Raw genomic sequence first — 18,027 nt, 5'->3', positions numbered from 1 at the left:
TGAGAAAGAAAAACAGGGATAAGAAGTCATAAAGAACTTCTTATCCCTGGATAGATTGTTGCTGTCTGTCTACTCATCCACCAGCCGGTACCCCACCCCTATTTCCGTTATAATGTAGCGAGGTTTGGCTGGATTTTTTTCGATTTTCCGCCTGAGGCCGGCCATAAGGGCCCGGAGTGCCTGGGTGTCATTGCCGTAGTGAATCCCCCAGATCTCAGTCAGTATCTGCCTTGTGGTCAGTACCTTACCCATGTTTTTAAAGAACAGGGTCAAAAGACTGTATTCCATAGGAGTCACATGTACCTCCTGGTTTTCCAGATAGACCAGTCTTTTTTCAAAATCAATTTGAAGGTCACCTGCCTGAAGGTGGTTCTGGGCCTTATCCGGTCCATTGTGCTGGTTTAAGTGCCGTAGTGCCACTCGAATCCGTGCAAGAAGCTCTGTGGCGGAAAATGGCTTTGTGAGATAATCGTCGGCCCCCAAGTCAAGTGCCGCCGCCTTTTCCTTGTCCTGATCTCTGGCAGAAACCACGATAATGGGAAGCTCTGACCATTCCCTTACCTTCTTAATGACTTCCATGCCGTCAAGATCCGGCAGTCCAAGATCCAGGAGCATGATATCAATTTGATCCGATAGAAGGATACTGAGAGCCCCCTGGCCGGCGCCTGATGTGACATAGGCAAACCCTTCCTGATCAAGGGAATAGCTGATGAAATTTCTTATTTGCTTGTCGTCTTCAACAATCAGGATTTTTCTGTTATTTAGATTCATGAAAATTCTCCTTTAAAGGAAGGGTGAAAATAAATTCTGCGCCCGGTCCATTCTCCCTGTTCCTTGCTTTAATTTCCCCGCCGTGAGCTTTTACAATGGCTTCGCAGATGGTCAGCCCCAGTCCAACTCCCAGCTTAACGTCGTTTCGCCTGGAAGCAGAGGTATAAAACATTTGAAAGATATTAGAAATATCTGATGCATCAATGCCTTCTCCATGATCGCAGACAGAGAAAACAGCAAAATTACCGCTGTTCTCCTTTTTTAAGGAGACCTGGATTTCCTGTTCCGGCTTTGTATGCTTGATGGCATTGTCCAAAAGATTGATCAGAACCTGCCGGATTAATTTGGCGTCCATGGGAATGAGAAGCAGTTCCTCGGGAGCAGTGACCCATATGTCGTGCTCCGGGTGAAGGTGCAGGACGTGGTGTACCGCAGCACCTATGACCTCCTCCCCAGCTTCCTCCTGCTTATGAAGAACTAATTTTCCTTCATGGAGGCGGGTCAGGCTTAGGATGTTTTCCACCAGAGAATGGAGCCAGTCCGCGTCTCCGTATATTTCCTTGATCAGATCATACCGGTTGTCGTCCTTCCCTGTCATAGTAAGAAGCATTTCTGCTGTGCCCATAATTCCTGTAAGAGGAGTGCGAAGGTCGTGAGAGATAGCCTGAAGCAGATTGCCCCGGTAACGCTCCTGGACGATGGCCTCATTTGTCTTACGCCGCTGCTCTGATGCATGAAACCGGTCCATGGCAAGTGCCGTGTTTTCAATCATTCCCTGAAGCAGCCGTGTCTGGGTAGGAGTCATGCGCTTTGCATCATCCATGGGAATTCTTATAACACCTAAGGTAGAGTCCCTTCCGGATATGAGCCAGTCAAAAAAGGATTTCTGAGAGGCTGCCTCCTCCGGCGTCCCATTCTTTGGAGAAAACTGCCGGGAAAAGGCTTCGTCCGGTTTCCCGGATTCATCAAAGCAGACACAGCCGACCCTGCAGTTTAGCATCTCACAGACCGCACTTGCTGCAATGTCTGCAATTTCAGGAATGTCTGCCGCATCAGTCAAACGGTTGGTAAGAGAATAGAGTGCTTTCGCTTCCTCCTCCCGTTCTCTGGCCCGAAGGGCATTTTGCTTGGCATGGGTCGTTAAGGTACTGGTAATAAAGGCGGTGATTGCCATAATGGTAAAGGTAATAATATAGTTTGGTGTATTAACTGAAAAGGTGTAATAAGGCTCCATAAATAAAAAATTAAAGATAAAGGCAGCAAAGAGAGAGACCCAGAAGCCAAAGAGGTATCCTCCCGTATACCGTGCCGTTAAAAGGACAGCCAGCAGATAAACGATGGCAATATTGGTTTCCTGTAATTGGAGTGCTTTAAAGCTATATCCGATTAAGGAGGCTCCCAGTAAAAATGAAAACATGATGCTCATACGGATTAGAAATGGAGCCATGGCAGAATAATGGTCCTGGATACCTTTCCCGTTCTCAGGGGCATTTTTAAAGAAATTCATTTCGTATTCTCCTTTATGAGCCATGAAGTTATTTTATAAATAGTATATTAGCATAGGAAGAATTATACAAGATACCTGTTAAGAAATATTGTTTCATATAGATTCCTTTGGTATAATAAGCAAAATCAAGTACAGGAGGAGGAAATAATGAGCATAAGCATACGAAAAGGAATAAGGCGTGATGTGGATGATCTGGAAATTTTGTATGATGCAATCAATGACCATATGGAAAATGGGATTAATTATTGTGGTTGGAAAAAGGGAGTCTATCCCACGCGCAATGATGCCATGCGGGGAATCGAAGAGGGCAATTTACACGTTGCTATAAATGAAGGCGTTATCGTTGGCTCCATGATCTTAAGACACAAACCGGAAGAAGCTTATTTAAGCGTCAGGTGGAAGAAAGATTTATCCTATGATAAGGTTCTCGTAGTTTATACATTTACCGTTCATCCAGGTTATTTCAATCAGGGAATTGGATTTAAACTGTTAAAATATGCAGAAGAACTGGGAATAGAAGAGGGAACAGAATCCTTACGGCTAGATGTTTACACAGAGAATGTTCCAGCCATTCATCTTTATGAAAAGTGTGGTTTTGAGTATATTGATACGGTAAGTCTTGGATTAGAAGAAGCTGGACTTGATTGGTTTAAACTATATGAAAAATTGATTTAAGATTAAAAAATAAGGCCCATGTATGAAACATACACAGGCCTAAGAGGTTTATTTACTGACAGTCTTTCATGACTGCATAAGCACCCTTTTCTTCAATGGCTTTTAAGTAACCTGCCACAGCTGTTTCAAATCCAGGGATCTTGCTTAAATCCTCATCCCAGAAATCGGTATTGCTGCAAACGGCATGAGCCAGAGTTTCTGCATCATCATCTTTATGATCATAGAAGAACTGAAGGACTGGCTTATCGTCTTTTACCGTATATTCGTCGCCTGCTGGTCGGGAAGCAACCAGGCCCTCCTCGGTTAAGTTCATGCCGTGATAGAAGGCGATGTAGAATGCAAAGGAAGCTGTGATGCATTTTGGCAGTTCCCCGGTTTTCTCTACATATCCTTTAAAGGAAGGCATAACTCTTGCTTTCCACTTGGAGGTGGAGTTTAAGGAAATGGCAAGCAGAGCATGATCGATGAATGGATTCTTAAAACGTTCTGTGACGGAACCAGCAAAGCTCAATAATTCTTCCTTTGGCAGTGTCAGAGTAGGAATGATTTCATCATAGATAGTCTTGTTCATAAATCCGCAGATCACTTCGTCATCCATACAGTCTCGGACAATATCCTGACCAGCAAGGTATGCACCTAATACAAAGGAAGTATGAGCACCGTTTAAGATACGTACCTTTCTCTGCTTGTATGGCTTGTGGTCATCGCAGATAATAACCGGAAGGCCGGCTTCTTCAAAAGGAAGCTCTTTCTTTAAAGATTCAGGACCTTCAATGACCCAGAAGCCAAAGACTTCACCAGTATTGATCAGATTATCCTGATAGCCTAATTCTTCGCAGATGGAGGAAGCTTCATTTCTTGGATATCCGGTTACGATACGGTCTACCAGAGTAGAGCAGAAGATGTTCTCAGCCTTGATCCAGCTGATAAATTCTTCTCCTAAGTTCCACTGCTTTGCATACTGCAATACGCATTTCTCAAGCTCTTTTCCGTTGTTGTCAATCAGCTCACAGGAGAGAATAACAAAACCTTTGCCGGCTTCCTTACCGAACTTCTCAAATCTTTTATATAAGAACTGAGTCAGTTTTCCAGGATAGCTGTCAGCTGGTACATCGGTAAACTGACAGGAAGGATCGTATGCAATTCCTGCTTCTGTTGTGTTGCAGGCAATGTAGCGAAGGTCCGGGTTTTCTGCGCAGGCAAGAACCTCATCATACTCCTTATAAGGGTTTAAGCATCTGCTGACGCAGGAAATGACTCTTTTGTCATTTACTTTCTTTCCGTTTTCAAATCCGCGGAGGAAGAGGGTATAAAGTCCCTCCTGCTCGTTAATCATATCTGCAAGACCTGGGGCGATGGGCTGGCATAAAACGACTTTGGAATTAAAACCAGTTCTCTCGTTGAGCATATCAACAAAATAGTCCACGAAAGCCCTTAAAAAGTTTCCTTCGCCAAACTGCAGAACACGCTCAGGTGCATCCTTTAAAAGATAACCGTCATAACCCTGCTTTTCCAGTGTTGCATAACATAACTTTTCCATTCGAATTAATCTCCTTTTCCTGTATCCATGAAGTATTATAAAGTCACGCCCCGTTTGAAGATGGCCATATCGTGGAAGCCTGCTTCCTCGGATTTTACCTTCTTGCCGGAAGCAACTTCAATTACAAAATCAAAAAACTGGTTCTTAAGGGTATCCATATCGGTGTCTTCTACTAAAACACCGCAGTTGAAATCGATCCAGTTACTCTTTTTCTCGCTCAGGGCTGTGTTGGTAGCAATCTTCATCGTAGGTACCGGACATGCAAATGGAGTTCCGCGGCCTGTGGTAAAGAGAACAATATGAGCTCCGGAAGCAGCAAGAGCCGTAGAAGCAACCAGGTCATTGCCAGGAGCGCTTAATAAGTTTAAGCCCTTTGTCTGTACTGGCTCTCCGTATTTTAATACATCCACCACTTCAGCGCTGCCTGACTTCTGGACGCATCCTAAGGATTTATCCTCCAGTGTGGAAATGCCGCCTTTTTTATTACCAGGTGACGGATTTTCGTAAATGGTCTGGTTGTGGCTGGTAAAGTAGTTTTTAAAGTCGTTGATGAGCTCTACTGTTTTTTCAAAGGTTTCCTCATCTTTACAACGATTCATCAGAAGTGTTTCCGCTCCGAACATCTCCGGAACCTCAGTAAGAATAGTGGTGCCGCCCTTAGATACCAGCATATCTGAGAAAGCGCCTACCGTTGGATTGGCTGTAATTCCAGACAGACCGTCAGAGCCGCCGCACTTCATGCCGATGATCAGCTCGCTGCAGCTGATTGGTTCTCTGTGGAACGTACCTGCATACTCCGCTAATTCTTCGATGAGAGCCATGGAATCCTCCATCTCATCCTCAGATTCCTGAGCCACCAGGAATTTGACCCTGCGCTCATCATATTCCCCGATGTAGCGCTTTAACTCCTGAACGTTGCTGTTTTCACAGCCAAGTCCAAGGACAAGAACGCCTCCTGCATTGGGGTGGTTGATTAAATCTGCTAAAATGGTTCTGGTGTATTCCTGATCGTCGCCCATCTGGGAACAACCGTATGGGTGTGGGAATGCCGCTACTTCGTCAATGGATCCGGTAATGTATTTTTGAGATGCACGTTCAATGGCAGAAGCAATCTTATTGACACAACCAACCGTTGGGATAATCCAGATTTCGTTTCGTACGCCTACTTTACCGTCAGGCCGTCTGTATCCCATAAAGGTGCGGTCCTCTGTCTTTGAAAGACTGCTATCCTGTTTGTCGTAACTGTAAGTAAGTAAATCCCCTAACCCTGTTTTTAAATTGTGTGTGTGAATCCAGGCCCCTGCCGCAATATTCTCCTTTGCTGCGCCGATGGCACAGCCGTATTTCATGACGGATGAGCCGGCAGGTATATCGGTAAGGGCAAATTTGTGGCCCTGAGGGATATCTTCCAGAAGGGTCACTGCCGTATCGCCTGTCTCAATGAAAGTACCGGCTGCAAGCGGCTTTAAGGCAACGGCTACGTTATCTTCGGAATGAATTTTGATAAAATCCTGCATAAGCTTCCTTTCCTTTCTTAGTACCGGTTTTATATTAAATACATGCAATGTAAGTACTTACATAAAACATACACCATTTTAATCCTATAGTCAATAGGGAAAGAGCGAAAGAAAGTTTTTTTCTTTATAGATAAGCCGATTTATTAAAATAAAATATCAATTATTTCCTATATTAATGCTGAATAACGGTTGCTTTCTATGAAATAATCCTGTATAATTGACCGAGAATAGTGTAAGCGCTTACGCTGGCTTTCAAAAACGGCAAAAGCTGCCTTACCTGCATTGAAATTTATGATACTAAGAGGGACTACAATGAATATTTATGATATCGCACAGCTTGCAGGAGTTTCCATTGCTACGGTATCCCGGGTGGTGAATGACAGCCCCCGAGTAAGTGAGAAAACGAAAAATAAAGTAAGAGCTATTATGGATGAAAATGGCTATACTCCCAATGTGTTTGCCAGAGGTCTTGGACTGGATTCCATGAAGACCATTGGAATTATGTGCCCTGATGTTTCAGATGCTTATATGGCCACAGCAGTGGCTCATTTGGAAAGCCGCATGCATGAGCATGGATATGACTGCATCTTATGCTGTACGGGATATGAACAATCAGTGAAAGAAAAGTATGTAAGCCTTCTTTTAGCGAAAAGAATCGATGCACTTATTATGGTAGGCTCAGTCTATGCAGGTTCCGGTGACAGTGACAGCCTGATTCAGTATGTCCGTGACGCCGCTAAGACGGTTCCTGTTTTTCTCATCAATGGTTATCTGGATAATGAAAATGTATACTGCGCCTACGGAGATGATTATAAAGCCACCTTTGATGTAACCAGCCAGATGATTGAAAGAGGAAGAAAGCGGATTCTCTTTCTCTGCGATTCCCATTCCTACAGTGCGACCCAGAAGCTGGAAGGCTATGAGGCAGCTTTAAAAAGCCACGGACTTCCCGTGCTTGGCGACTTAAAGCTTTATGTAAAGAACCGGATCCATTCCGTGCGGGATATCCTTCTGGAACGGAGAGATTTAAACTTTGACAGCGTGGTGGCTACTGACGATGGTCTGGCAGTCGGCGCCATTAAATATGCAAATTCAAAGCTGTTAAAGATACCAGAGGATCTTTGCATTACCGGGTTTAATAATTCTGCCCTTTCCATCTGCAGCGATCCTGAACTATCCTCTGTTGATAATAAGGTAGAAGAGCTGTGTAATCTGACCATTAGCAATATGATGAAAATCCTTCACGGAAATGGAGAGGAAGTTCCCCGTGACAGCAAGATTCCCTGTAAGCTGATTAAACGCTGTACTACTGATTTTTAACCTTGTCTTTTTATATCCGTTATGCTACAATATAAAGCCAGTAAAGCAAATGAAACGCCCTGCTGGCTTTTTTTTATGAAAAAATGCAGGGAATTTTAGATAGAAAGTGCGGTGGCAGGAATAAAGATGGAACATGATGGAGACAATGTGGTGCTGTGTGGTGCCAATTCCTATGAGCAGAGATTCTATTTTAACCAGCAATTCCAAAGCCTTCCGGAAAGCATCAAACAGGATTTAAAAGTCATGTGCGTGCTTTATACGGAAGACGTTGGCGGTATCCTCCTTCTGGAATTTACCGAGGATGGCACACTGGAATTTAAAGTGACGGCAGAAGAGAGCGATTACCTGTTTGATGAAATTGGAAGCGTGTTAAAGATAAAGCAGTACCGGAAGGAAAAAAGGGAACTCCTGGAAGCCTTAGAGATGTATTACCGGGTATTTTATCTTGGAGAAGAATTAGAAAATGGAGCAATGGATAAGTGAAGCTTAGAATTGGAAATGTGACGCTTGACAATAACCTGATACTGGCGCCGATGGCAGGGGTTACAGACCTGCCATTTCGATTTTTGTGCAGGGAGCAGGGCTGCGGTATGGCAGTAACCGAGATGGTCAGCGCCAAAGCGATTTTATATAAAAACAGAAATACAAAAGAATTATTGGAAGTTGCAGACGGCGAAGGCCCGGTTAGCGTTCAGCTTTTTGGGTCAGATCCTTCCATTATGGCAGATATGGCGGCCCAGATTGAATCTGGTCCTTTTGCCTTTATAGATGTAAATATGGGCTGTCCCGTTACCAAAATCGTCAAAAATGGGGAAGGCTCTGCACTTATGAAGGACATAAAGCTTGCGGAGCGCATATTATCTTCCATGGTGAAAGCAGTAAAAAAGCCTGTAACGGTTAAGTTTAGAAAAGGCTTTGCCGAGGATGATATTAATGCGGTTGAGTTTGCAAAAATGGCAGAGAGCTCCGGAGTGGCGGCAGTAGCTGTCCATGGACGGACCAGGGAACAGTATTATTCCGGAACCGCGGACTGGGATATCATACGTAAAGTTAAAGAAGCGGTCTCTCTTCCGGTCATTGGCAACGGCGATGTCTTTAAGCCGGAGGATGCCAAGGCACTTTTGGAGGAGACTGGATGTGACGGCATTATGATTGCCAGAGGCGCAAAAGGAAATCCCTGGATCTTTTCCAGAACCCTTCACTATCTGGAAACAGGAACCTTGCTCCCGGAGCCGAATGCAGGAGAGATCAGCCAAATGATCCTGCGTCATGGCAGTATGCAGATGGAGCAAAAAGGAGAAAATGTAGCCATGCGTGAGATGCGAAAGCATATGGCATGGTATACCGCAGGACTTCCTCATTCTGCCAAATTGAGAAATGATATCAATCAGGTAGAAACCATGGACGAATTAAGGCGATTTGTGGAAGAAAGAATCTTAGTATTGTAACCAGTAAAACCAAGCAGAATCTTGACATTTTCAGATGTTTACGCTATAATATCTGGAATGCGAATGAGCGAGTAAGAAACCAGGAGGAATCGAAAACCATGGTAGATAAGAAAAACATTTTAACCTACGAAGGTCTTAAAAGATACGAAGATGAGCTTCAGAACTTAAAGGTAGTTAAAAGAAAAGAAGTTGCCCAGAAGATCAAGGAAGCCAGAGAGCAAGGCGACTTATCCGAGAATGCTGAGTATGATGCCGCTAAGGATGAACAAAGAGACATCGAGCTGCGTATAGAAGAACTGGAAAAATTACTCAAAAATGCAGAAGTCGTTGTGGAAGATGAGATAGACCTTGATAAGATTAACATTGGCTGTAAGGTAAAAGTTTACGATGTTGATGAAGACGAAGAGATGGAATTCAAGATTGTAGGCTCAACAGAAGCGAACAGCCTTCAGAATAAGATTTCCAACGAATCCCCGGTTGGCCAGGCGTTAATGGGCAAAAAGGTGGGAGACGTTGTGGAAGTGGAAACCCAGTCTGGAGTGATTCAGTATAAGGTACTGGAGATCCAGAGAGTATCATAATAATTAACTGTTCGAGGAGCCGCAAGGCGAATCGAACTTCCTTATTTTATAGTTCACAAAGGAGTGCAAACAGGTGGCAGAACAGCAGAATCAAAACCAGAATCAGGTTGTGGAAGAGGATTTAAACCATTTATTAAAGGTTCGCCGTGAGAAGTTAACAGAGCTTCAGGAAGCGGGAAAGGATCCATTTCAGGTAACAAAATACGATGTCACTGTACACAGCAGCGACATTAAGGAGCATTACGATCAGTGGGAAGGCAAGGAAGTAACGATTGCAGGACGTTTGATGTCCAAGAGAGTTATGGGAAAGGCTGCCTTTTGTAATGTTCAGGATTTAAAGGGCAATATTCAGTCCTATGTAGCCAGAGACAGCATTGGAGAAGAAGAGTATAAGGAATTCAAAAAGCTGGATATTGGTGATATCGTTGGAATTAAGGGTACTGCATTTACCACGAAAACAGGCGAGGTTTCTATCCATGCAGAAAGGGTAGATCTGCTGACCAAGAGCCTTCAGATTCTTCCTGAAAAGTTCCACGGACTTACCAATACAGACACCCGTTACAGACAGAGATATGTGGATCTGATCATGAATCCGGAGGTAAGAGATACCTTTGTAAAGAGATCCCAGATCATCAAAGCAATCCGTGACCATCTGGATGGCCAGGGCTTTATGGAAGTGGAAACACCTATGCTGGTAGCCAATGCCGGCGGTGCTGCTGCAAGACCATTTGAAACCCACTATAATGCACTTGATGAAGATGTAAAGCTTCGTATTTCTCTGGAGCTTTATTTAAAGCGTCTCATTGTAGGCGGTTTAGAGCGTGTCTATGAAATCGGACGTGTTTTCCGTAATGAGGGCGTCGACACCCGCCACAATCCGGAATTTACTCTTATGGAATTATACCAGGCCTATACCGATTACCATGGCATGATGGATTTGGTTGAGAACCTCTTCCGTTCCGTTGCCTTAAAGGTACTTGGTACTGCTGTTGTTACTTACGATGGTGTTGAAATTGACTTATCAAAGCCATTTGAAAGAATATCTATGGTAGATGCTCTTAAGAAGTATAAGGATATTGACTTTACAGAGGTTCATACAGACGAAGAAGCAAAGGCGCTGGCTGACAAGTATCACGTATCCTACGAAGCACGTCATAAGAAAGGTGATATCTTAAGCCTTCTGTTTGAAGAGTTCGTGGAAGAGCACCTGATTCAGCCTACCTTTATCATTGATCATCCGGTGGAAATCTCCCCGCTGACCAAGAAAAAGCCAGAAGACCCAGAGTACACCGAGCGTTTCGAGCTGTTCATCACAAAGCGTGAGATGGCTAATGCTTATTCTGAGTTAAACGATCCTTTGGATCAGATCGAGCGTTTCAAGGCGCAGGAAGCACTTCTTGCTGCTGGTGATGATGAGGCGAACTCTATGGATGATGACTTTATCAATGCGCTGATGATTGGTATGCCACCAACTGGCGGTATTGGTATTGGTATCGACCGTTTTGTTATGCTACTTACAGATTCTTATGCGATTAGGGATGTTCTGCTGTTCCCGACGATGAAAACCATCGACAAGTAAAAACCTAATAAAATCAATAGTCTACACAGGTTTTTTGCTTTAAAATTAGAGGTTTTACATCAAATTTACATCAAATAGTTAATTTGATATAAGCAGGGATAAAGCTTTACACGTTTATGTAAAAAGTATCAGTGATTGATTCATACAATATAATATGGCAGAATTGCTTATTATTTGGACATTTCCTTAAAAGGGAGTGTCCTTTTTTTCTCCTCTTAAATTCGTATTAGTGAAAAATCGTGAAAGTTGTAAATATTATGTAGCTTACTATTTAAGACATATAATAGGAAAATATCTGTCATCATTTTCTTTTATATCGGTTGTATATCTCGCCCAAATTCTTAACGAAGCTTCATTTGACTTTAATATATCCGCAGTCACATATTTAAATCCTGCTTTTTTAATAATCGGTAGAAATAACGAAAAAGTTTCCTTGCCATAACCTTTTCCCCATAAACGACTTTCTAACCAATATCCACACCCAGCTGTTGAATCATCTCTTTTATAAAATGATATAGAACCAATCGGTCTCTCATTATATAGAATCACAAAATTACTTCCGTTTTTTCTTATTTCCCATGCCTTGCATCCTTCATAATACTCATTACCTGTAATATTTTTGCGTGGACTGTTTAGAGAAAATGCTAAATGTAATTTTTCATCTGAATTTAGCAATTCAGCCAAATCATTACAATAAACTTTATCTATTATTTTTATCGTAATACCCATTATTATTTCTCCTCATATCATATACAGAATAATTTACCTATATGTGTTAGATAAAGATAGGTGCTCTATCCGTGACCTATCTTTCCCCTAATAGAATATTTCGTCTCATTAATCCTATAATATCTGTGATTCGGCGTAGTTTTGATAATGATAGCGTTACATCTTATGCATTTCTGACAGGTGATGTTGCAGAAACTTTTGAATGTGTATTCACATTTGACAGCAACGATAGAACTGTAAGCGCATTTAAGGTTGAAAATCCTGGTAAACAGATTCCGTTAATTATGTCGTTTTGCAATTTGATTAAGGAATTAAACCTATCATGGGACGAAGATGTTATTAAGACTAAATTACGCGTTACAGGTGGCAACGATGCAAGTGGAACAGCTTTGTCCATTGCTTCTTTAAATCCATCGGTTAATAAATACATTACAAACTTCAGCTGCTTTTACAATGATATGAGTGTAGCGTTAAGAATGTCTATAACAACATGGACCATTAAAGCTGGCGAGGAGAAGTCCCATAATACTGTTTAAAGGCCTTATAGAAATTGCTGCTATTGCTGTATCCCAGCATATCAGCAATTTTTTCAATAGAAAGATCCGTATGATCCAATAATAGCTTGGCTCTACGCATCAGTGATTCGGTTACCAGAGCAGAAAAGGTCTTCCCTGTCTTTTCCGGCAAAAGACGGGAAATATAAACGGGGTGATATCCAAAATGGGATGCAATCTCTTTCAATGTTACAGAATCAGAGTGTGATTCAATATATTCCATAATCCGGTCAATTAATGTGGTGCAAGCAGGGGTATGCTGACGCTTGTACTCATAGGAAAGATACATTGCAAGGGACATGACCATAGGCTTTAATATTTTCTGTGTGTCCTCAGTTTTATGAGCGTATTCAAGAATCATGACATTCAGCAGCTGCCAGATTGGCGAAGAGGCTGGAATTTCCAGATGAATGAACTCTTCTGAATATTTGTCTTTCTGTGGTTTTAGAAAAAAATTAAGCATGAAGCTATCTGCTGAGAGTGCACTTAAATATTCCCGGAAAAAGGTTTCTTTACGAATCAGTACTGCGAGAATAATACATTCGTGATTACAATCTCGCTGGACAGCATAGCCGCTGTAGGGCTGACCGATATAGCAGTCTCCTTCTTTTATCGTGATCCGATTGTTACAGCTGGCGCTTAATGCATCATAATCTCCGAGGTAAGCAAAATGAATGAAAAAAAAGTCCTGGCGGTGAAAACGCTCCTGAAATTTTTTCCCTTCAAATGCGCTTACCATAACTTCCTCGTATTCCTCTCCCAGCCAATGGGAAATCAATTCGTTATTTCCTGAGGAGGGATCAGGGCTAAAGTCCCAATTAAGGTGCAGAAAGTCCTGACTGAGTTTTTCTAATGCGTGATCGATTTCGGTATTGCAATTCCAAGACATAACAACGTTCCTTTCTTCAAACAGACATACTTAAATCCGATTATAAGTTAAAATAAGCCACAATTCAAGTTAATATTTAGCGCTGATTTGGAAGGCTAAAATCTATATGATAAATTAGTGACAAGAAAATTCAGATTGGGAGGAATCGTACATATGTACAATTTTGATTTTTATATGCCGACGAAAGTATTATTTGGAGCGGGAAAACTTCAGGAGCTGCATACAGAAGTTCTGCCGGGTAAGAAAGCCCTGATCGTGACATCCAATGGTTCATCTGCGAAGAAGTTCGGATATCTGGACGCGCTTATAAAAGAGCTGGAACTTGCAGGAGTCACCTATGAGTTATTTGATGAGATCCGTCCAAATCCCACAAACCGCAATATTATGGATGGTGCAGCGAAAGCAAAGAGTACTGACTGTGAGTTTGTCGTTGCACTTGGGGGAGGCTCCGTCATGGACGCCAGCAAATGTATCGCACTCATGATGACCAATCCGGGTGATATCTGGGATTACAGTTATTCGTTAAATGGAGGAAAAAAGAATCCAGAGAATAATGCCGCTCCAATTGTCGCTGTTACCACATCAGCAGGAACGGGAAGTGAAGTGGATTGCTGTGCGGTGCTCAGCAACGACAAGGTAAGTGAAAAATCCGGTTTTTTAGCTCCATCCATGTTCCCGGTACTGTCTGTCGTTGATTCCAATTTGATGATGAGTGTATCGCCTAAATTTACAGCTTTTCAGGGAATGGATGCTTTTTTCCATGCAGCTGAGTCTGTGATTAATAAAAATGAGCATCCGATGGGAGAAATGTTTGCTTTGAAAGCGATTGAACTGATTGCCGCCAATCTTCCGGTTGCATATCGGGATGGCAGCAATAAGGAAGCGAGAGCAAATATGGCACTGGCTAATTCACTTGCGGGCTACTACATGCTCATCACATCAGCGCATACAATGGAGCATGCCATGGGATCCTATCACGAAAACCTGGTCCACGGTGCTGGTCTGATTATGATTGCTCATGCCTATTATGATTTCTTTGCAGAACGCAAAGCCGCAGAAGGACAGATGATCAAAATGGCAAAAGCAATGGGAGTGGAGAACCCCTCATCCGGAAAAGATTTTATCAGAGCATTGGATGAACTGATTGAAGCAGTGGGATGTAAAGATCTCCGCATGAGCGATGCAGGAATCAAGGAAGAAGAGCTTGTTAAGTATCCAAAGAGAATACACGAGGTAATGGGAGGAGATACTACCGCAGATCCGTTACCGCTTACGGATGAAGATTATCTAGAAATCTATAAGAAATCATATCGTTAAGAGCATAATTCATTGTATAATTGTGATTCATTACAAATTTAAAGGAGATTAAACATGTCTAGAAAAAATATTGGAGCAAAGCCATATATCACACCCATGCCGGTGTTGATGATTTCATCTTATGATGAAGCAGAAAAGCCCACTGCCATGTTAGCAGTATGGGGAGGAATCAGCAATGAGACAGAAATTACGATTGTCGTGGCAGCCCAGAGAAATACGTTAAAAGGAATTCTTGCCAGAGGCTCCTTTGTTGTAAGTATGGCGGATGTGGAAAATGAAGTTGCCTGTGATTACCTTGGTATAACAGCAGGAAGTAAAGTGGAAGATAAATTTGAAAATTCAGGATTTCATACAACAAAATCCGAATTCGTAGATGCACCGATTATCGATGAGCTTCCATTTGCCGTTGAATGCAGAGTGAAGAGCTATGATGAGGAAACCTGGAGACTGGTTGGCGAAATCGTCAATGTAAGTCTGGATGAACGGATTCTTGGAGAAGATGGCAAGGTATCATTTGAAAAATTCCATCCGATCACTTTCGATTGGATGAATAAGTCATATCTGTCCGTTGGTGAGAAGGTCGGTAATGCTTACCGCGATGGACTACAGCTTAGAAAGAATAACTAAGAGGAGATTGCATATTATGATGAAAAACTTAGGTCCAAACGCTTTTTCCTATGGATATCCAGCGCCGGTTTTAATGATTGGCACTTATAATGATGATGGAACAGTTAACGTGATGAATCTGCATGAGTGTACAAGGACGAATGCCGGTGATCTGGCATTGTGTGTTGGTCCACGCAGTAAGACCCATGAGAACATTGAAAAGAGACGGGAATTTACTGTTGCTCTGGTAAATCAGAATTTGATAACGGAAGTGGATTACTTTGGAATTGTATCCGGCCGTAGAGTTCCTGATAAATTTGCAAAAACAGGCTTGAAGGCTGTAAAGAGTGAACACATCAATGCCCCTATCATCGAAGGCAGTCCACTGGTCATCGAATGCGAACTCATAGAGGTCGTAAGAGCAAATAATTTTACTACCGTACTTGCAAGGATTGTCAATGTAGCAGCAGATGAGTCAGTATTAGATAAAACTGGTCAAATTGATGCTAAGAAAGCAGGAATGTTATTCTTTGATTCATTCAGCAACAGCTATTTTTCATTAGGTGAGAAAGCAGGAAATGCATGGGTGGAAGGAAAAAAATATATGTAATTCCATTCAAATAAAATGGTAAACTGTATCCTGATAGTTAGACACAAAGAATCTGTGCTTAATTATCAGGGTACAGTTAATCCCTTTATTGTAACGTTCACAGAGAGCACATAGCTAAGGCTTCAAATATATATTTAGCAGTGGAAGCAGCTATGTCTTGCATTGTTTCATAAAAGTATCAGGGTCAGACAAATTAATCAAATTTCAGCTTTCCAGAGCGTATATCATCTGTCATTCCTTCATAAGGGGCTTGGGAAACAACCTTCTCATTATTTACTCCTGGATGCCCGATATAGGTAATTTCAGCAAATTCCGGCACGACATACTTTGGATACGTATCGTATTTCTCACGAGATTCTAACATTAAATCTATAAAATCATTTTGATAGCAAACAGTAATTTCAGGGTGATCATGTACCCATTTTGGGAAAAATATAATCCCATGCATTTTCTTAATATTGGGCATATAGCTGAGAGAAACATCTGTGCCAGTAGGCTCAGTCCATGATACCTTAAATACACCATCTACAAGCTTAACCAAATCAACCTTTTGGTCACGAACCCAGCGGCCGCCTACCATTCCGCTATGAATACGATAATCAATCGTATCCTCATTTTTTATATAGATTTCATATTCCCATCCGTTATCATACGTGTAAATCAACTGACTTCCTATAAAATCATCTAAATTTTGCATAAATATATCCCCTTTATATTAAAAACTATCTTTTGCAAGCAATACAAAGCATTCATATTCAAATTTTATTAATTACAAAAAGTTCAATATGAAAAGGCAGGTCTTCTATAAGACCTAATAACAATAATATGAGAAGAAAAAATAATTGTTACATTTTTGCATGCTGTCATTTAACACAGGAACGATATGTAACTGATTTAATGTGAAGGCACACAAAACAGAACCTCCATTATAAATTTTCTCTATTTATAATGTTATTGGAGTAAAATTGTAATACGCTTTTATGCGTGTAGCCTGCAATTATAATTCTTCTTTTCTTTCTTCCCTCTTTATAGTATGATATAAAATACGTCATTGAATCGTATTAGGATTGCTGGAAAGAATATGTAAAGAGGAGAGCGAGATGACAAAACGAATGTGGGATTTTCTGCTGGTAGTTGCGGGATCAATTATAATGGGCTGTGGAATCGCCTTTGAAGCAAAATCAAATTTTGGATTAGATGCACTTTCATTGTTTAATGAAGGATTGGGGAAGCTTTTTGGTGTTCCCTTGGGGACGGCATCCCAGATTTTCGTTGTAACCATCATCGTCATTCTGTTTTTTATAGACAGAAAAAGAGTGGGTATTGGTTCCATTGTCAATGGTGTTTTAGTAGGAGCTTCCGCCAATTTCTTTATGCCGCTTGTAAGCCAGTTAGATGATAACACCCTGCTAAAGGTATTGGCATTAATCATAGGTATACTTCTGGTGAGCGCTGGAATCGGAATCTACGTTTCGGCAGGTCTGGGAGAGGGCGGAGTAGACGCCTGGATGATGTTTGTTTCAGAAAAGCTAAAGAAAGAGGTCCGGTTTGTAAGAATCACTCTGGATGGCTTTTTGATTGTCATCGGGGCATTGTTAGGAGGAAGCATAGGACTGGGCACGTTAATCTCCATGCTGCTTTATGGTCCCATCATTCAGTTCACTCTCAACACCATGAAAAGGCTAAGAGAAGGTAACGATTAAGTGATATAGGATATTCCATATGGATATAAGCTTAAATCCAGAAATGAGTGAATGATACACTTGTTTCTGGATTTTCTGACCCATAATCACTTCCAGGAGGCGAACAGAAGAGGCCCGCTTTTTTATCAATGATAAGCCTGTTTTTATTGTGTTGTTTCCGTTTTATTGCTAATATATTAATGGTTATACTGGGTAAAATACATCTCTTCTATAGCAGAATGATGCATTTAAAAAACATTATTTTTTGAAAAAAAGCTTTGATTTTCTTGTTATTTGTGATATATTGATAATAGTAATTATTACTTATATGATATTTGCGGAGGTTGCTATGATTTTGTGTTCTGGAGATAAAATTATGATATATGAAGAAAATAAAGAAAAGTGCTTTCATGTAGCAGAAGCAACAGAAGACTATGTAAAGCTGACCAATGATGCTTGCTACTTCATCAATGAGACCATTGATTTGAATGATAAATCAGTTCATGTAATGTCGACCCAAAGTGATGTCGGCGGGTCTAAAGATAATGTCACTCAGATGGTCATGAATAAGATGCATAATGTAAAACAGATCAGCTATGAGAAAGCAATAAAAATTTTAGAAATACTTATGGATGTAGACAGCGAAGAGTAAGCCTGGCTGCATGGATAAGAGGAGCCATTCCTTATAAGGCTCCTCTTTTT

Annotated in this window: 18 protein-coding genes and 1 pseudogene; 12 read left to right on the top strand and 7 right to left on the bottom strand. The window is 41.5% G+C overall.

What is annotated here, in order from left to right; all coding sequences use genetic code 11:
* Positions 1-69: 69 nt before the first annotated feature.
* Positions 70-771 (bottom strand): response regulator, encoded by a 702-nt coding sequence (locus T546_RS0111695; RefSeq protein ID WP_026891779.1) that lies wholly within the window; start codon positions 769-771, stop codon positions 70-72.
* Positions 758-2,278 (bottom strand): sensor histidine kinase, encoded by a 1,521-nt coding sequence (locus T546_RS25035; protein WP_026891778.1) that lies wholly within the window; start codon positions 2,276-2,278, stop codon positions 758-760. Before T546_RS25035 ends, T546_RS0111695 begins: the two co-directional genes overlap by 14 nt.
* A gap of 147 nt (positions 2,279-2,425) precedes the next feature.
* On the opposite strand from T546_RS25035, the gene T546_RS0111685 reads away from it, so the two are divergent.
* Positions 2,426-2,953 (top strand): GNAT family N-acetyltransferase, encoded by a 528-nt coding sequence (locus T546_RS0111685; protein ID WP_026891777.1) that lies wholly within the window; start codon positions 2,426-2,428, stop codon positions 2,951-2,953.
* 52 nt (positions 2,954-3,005) lie between these two features.
* Here T546_RS0111685 and T546_RS0111680 read toward each other — a convergent pair whose 3' ends face one another.
* Together T546_RS0111680 and T546_RS0111675 are read right to left on the bottom strand one after the other, a co-directional pair.
* Positions 3,006-4,493 carry a tagaturonate reductase gene (locus T546_RS0111680; protein ID WP_026891776.1) on the bottom strand — a complete coding sequence of 496 codons (1,488 nt, stop codon included), beginning with the start codon at positions 4,491-4,493 and terminating at the stop codon, positions 3,006-3,008.
* Positions 4,494-4,528: 35 nt separating this feature from the next.
* Positions 4,529-6,010: a UxaA family hydrolase gene (locus T546_RS0111675; protein ID WP_026891775.1), complete on the bottom strand. Its 1,482-nt coding sequence runs from the start codon at positions 6,008-6,010 to the stop codon at positions 4,529-4,531.
* Between the two features lie 312 nt (positions 6,011-6,322).
* On the opposite strand from T546_RS0111675, the gene T546_RS0111670 reads away from it, so the two are divergent.
* From T546_RS0111670 to lysS, 5 genes and pseudogenes are all read left to right on the top strand, one after another.
* Positions 6,323-7,330, top strand: a complete 1,008-nt coding sequence (locus tag T546_RS0111670; RefSeq protein ID WP_026891774.1) for a LacI family DNA-binding transcriptional regulator — start codon at positions 6,323-6,325, stop codon at positions 7,328-7,330.
* A gap of 126 nt (positions 7,331-7,456) precedes the next feature.
* Entirely contained in the window at positions 7,457-7,813 is a 357-nt protein-coding gene (locus tag T546_RS0111665) for a DUF6145 family protein (protein ID WP_024838401.1), read from the top strand.
* Positions 7,810-8,778, top strand: coding sequence for a tRNA dihydrouridine synthase DusB (dusB, locus tag T546_RS0111660; RefSeq protein WP_026891773.1), 969 nt, complete (start codon positions 7,810-7,812; stop codon positions 8,776-8,778). The genes T546_RS0111665 and dusB overlap by 4 nt, the downstream gene beginning before the upstream one ends.
* A 98-nt stretch (positions 8,779-8,876) precedes the next feature.
* On the top strand, positions 8,877-9,359 hold the full coding sequence (gene greA, locus T546_RS0111655) for a transcription elongation factor GreA (protein WP_024838399.1): 483 nt from the start codon (positions 8,877-8,879) through the stop codon (positions 9,357-9,359).
* 73 nt (positions 9,360-9,432) lie between these two features.
* A pseudogene (gene lysS / locus T546_RS0111650) lies at positions 9,433-10,929 on the top strand (lysine--tRNA ligase); the annotation flags it as partial.
* A gap of 276 nt (positions 10,930-11,205) precedes the next feature.
* On the opposite strand, the gene T546_RS0111645 reads toward lysS, so the two are convergent.
* A complete protein-coding gene (locus T546_RS0111645; protein WP_026891771.1) occupies positions 11,206-11,667 on the bottom strand; it encodes a GNAT family N-acetyltransferase in 462 nt (153 codons plus the stop codon).
* A gap of 125 nt (positions 11,668-11,792) precedes the next feature.
* On the opposite strand from T546_RS0111645, the gene T546_RS25335 reads away from it, so the two are divergent.
* Positions 11,793-12,203 carry a hypothetical protein gene (locus tag T546_RS25335; RefSeq protein WP_166429817.1) on the top strand — a complete coding sequence of 137 codons (411 nt, stop codon included), beginning with the start codon at positions 11,793-11,795 and terminating at the stop codon, positions 12,201-12,203.
* Here the strand turns inward: T546_RS25335 and T546_RS0111640 are convergent.
* A complete protein-coding gene (locus T546_RS0111640; protein WP_026891770.1) occupies positions 12,166-13,110 on the bottom strand; it encodes a response regulator transcription factor in 945 nt (314 codons plus the stop codon). The two genes, T546_RS25335 and T546_RS0111640, sit on opposite strands and share 38 nt — an antisense overlap.
* Before the next feature lie 153 nt (positions 13,111-13,263).
* Here T546_RS0111640 and T546_RS0111635 point away from each other — a divergent pair, with 153 nt between their 5' ends.
* Genes T546_RS0111635 through T546_RS0111625 form a run of 3 tightly spaced genes read left to right on the top strand, consistent with a single transcriptional unit; the run spans position 13,264 to position 15,643 of the window.
* Entirely contained in the window at positions 13,264-14,427 is a 1,164-nt protein-coding gene (locus tag T546_RS0111635; protein WP_026891769.1) for an iron-containing alcohol dehydrogenase, read from the top strand.
* A gap of 54 nt (positions 14,428-14,481) precedes the next feature.
* The gene (locus T546_RS0111630; protein ID WP_026891768.1) at positions 14,482-15,054 is read left to right on the top strand and encodes a flavin reductase family protein; all 573 of its coding nucleotides are present in this window, start codon (positions 14,482-14,484) and stop codon (positions 15,052-15,054) included.
* Between the two features lie 16 nt (positions 15,055-15,070).
* Positions 15,071-15,643: a flavin reductase family protein gene (locus T546_RS0111625; RefSeq protein WP_026891767.1), complete on the top strand. Its 573-nt coding sequence runs from the start codon at positions 15,071-15,073 to the stop codon at positions 15,641-15,643.
* Between the two features lie 193 nt (positions 15,644-15,836).
* On the opposite strand, the gene T546_RS0111620 is transcribed toward T546_RS0111625, so the two are convergent.
* On the bottom strand, positions 15,837-16,340 hold the full coding sequence (locus T546_RS0111620) for a phenolic acid decarboxylase (protein ID WP_026891766.1): 504 nt from the start codon (positions 16,338-16,340) through the stop codon (positions 15,837-15,839).
* A gap of 403 nt (positions 16,341-16,743) precedes the next feature.
* Here T546_RS0111620 and T546_RS0111615 point away from each other — a divergent pair, with 403 nt between their 5' ends.
* Together T546_RS0111615 and T546_RS0111610 are read left to right on the top strand one after the other, a co-directional pair.
* Positions 16,744-17,346: a YczE/YyaS/YitT family protein gene (locus T546_RS0111615; RefSeq protein ID WP_026891765.1), complete on the top strand. Its 603-nt coding sequence runs from the start codon at positions 16,744-16,746 to the stop codon at positions 17,344-17,346.
* A gap of 355 nt (positions 17,347-17,701) precedes the next feature.
* A complete protein-coding gene (locus tag T546_RS0111610) occupies positions 17,702-17,977 on the top strand; it encodes a hypothetical protein (RefSeq protein ID WP_156951327.1) in 276 nt (91 codons plus the stop codon).
* Positions 17,978-18,027: the final 50 nt, after the last annotated feature.

It is taken from the genome of [Clostridium] aerotolerans DSM 5434 (assembly GCF_000687555.1).
Classification (GTDB): Bacteria; Bacillota; Clostridia; order Lachnospirales; family Lachnospiraceae; genus Lacrimispora; species Lacrimispora aerotolerans.
Note: the sequence above shows the minus strand (reverse complement) of the source record. Positions and strands in the feature narration are given on the sequence as shown.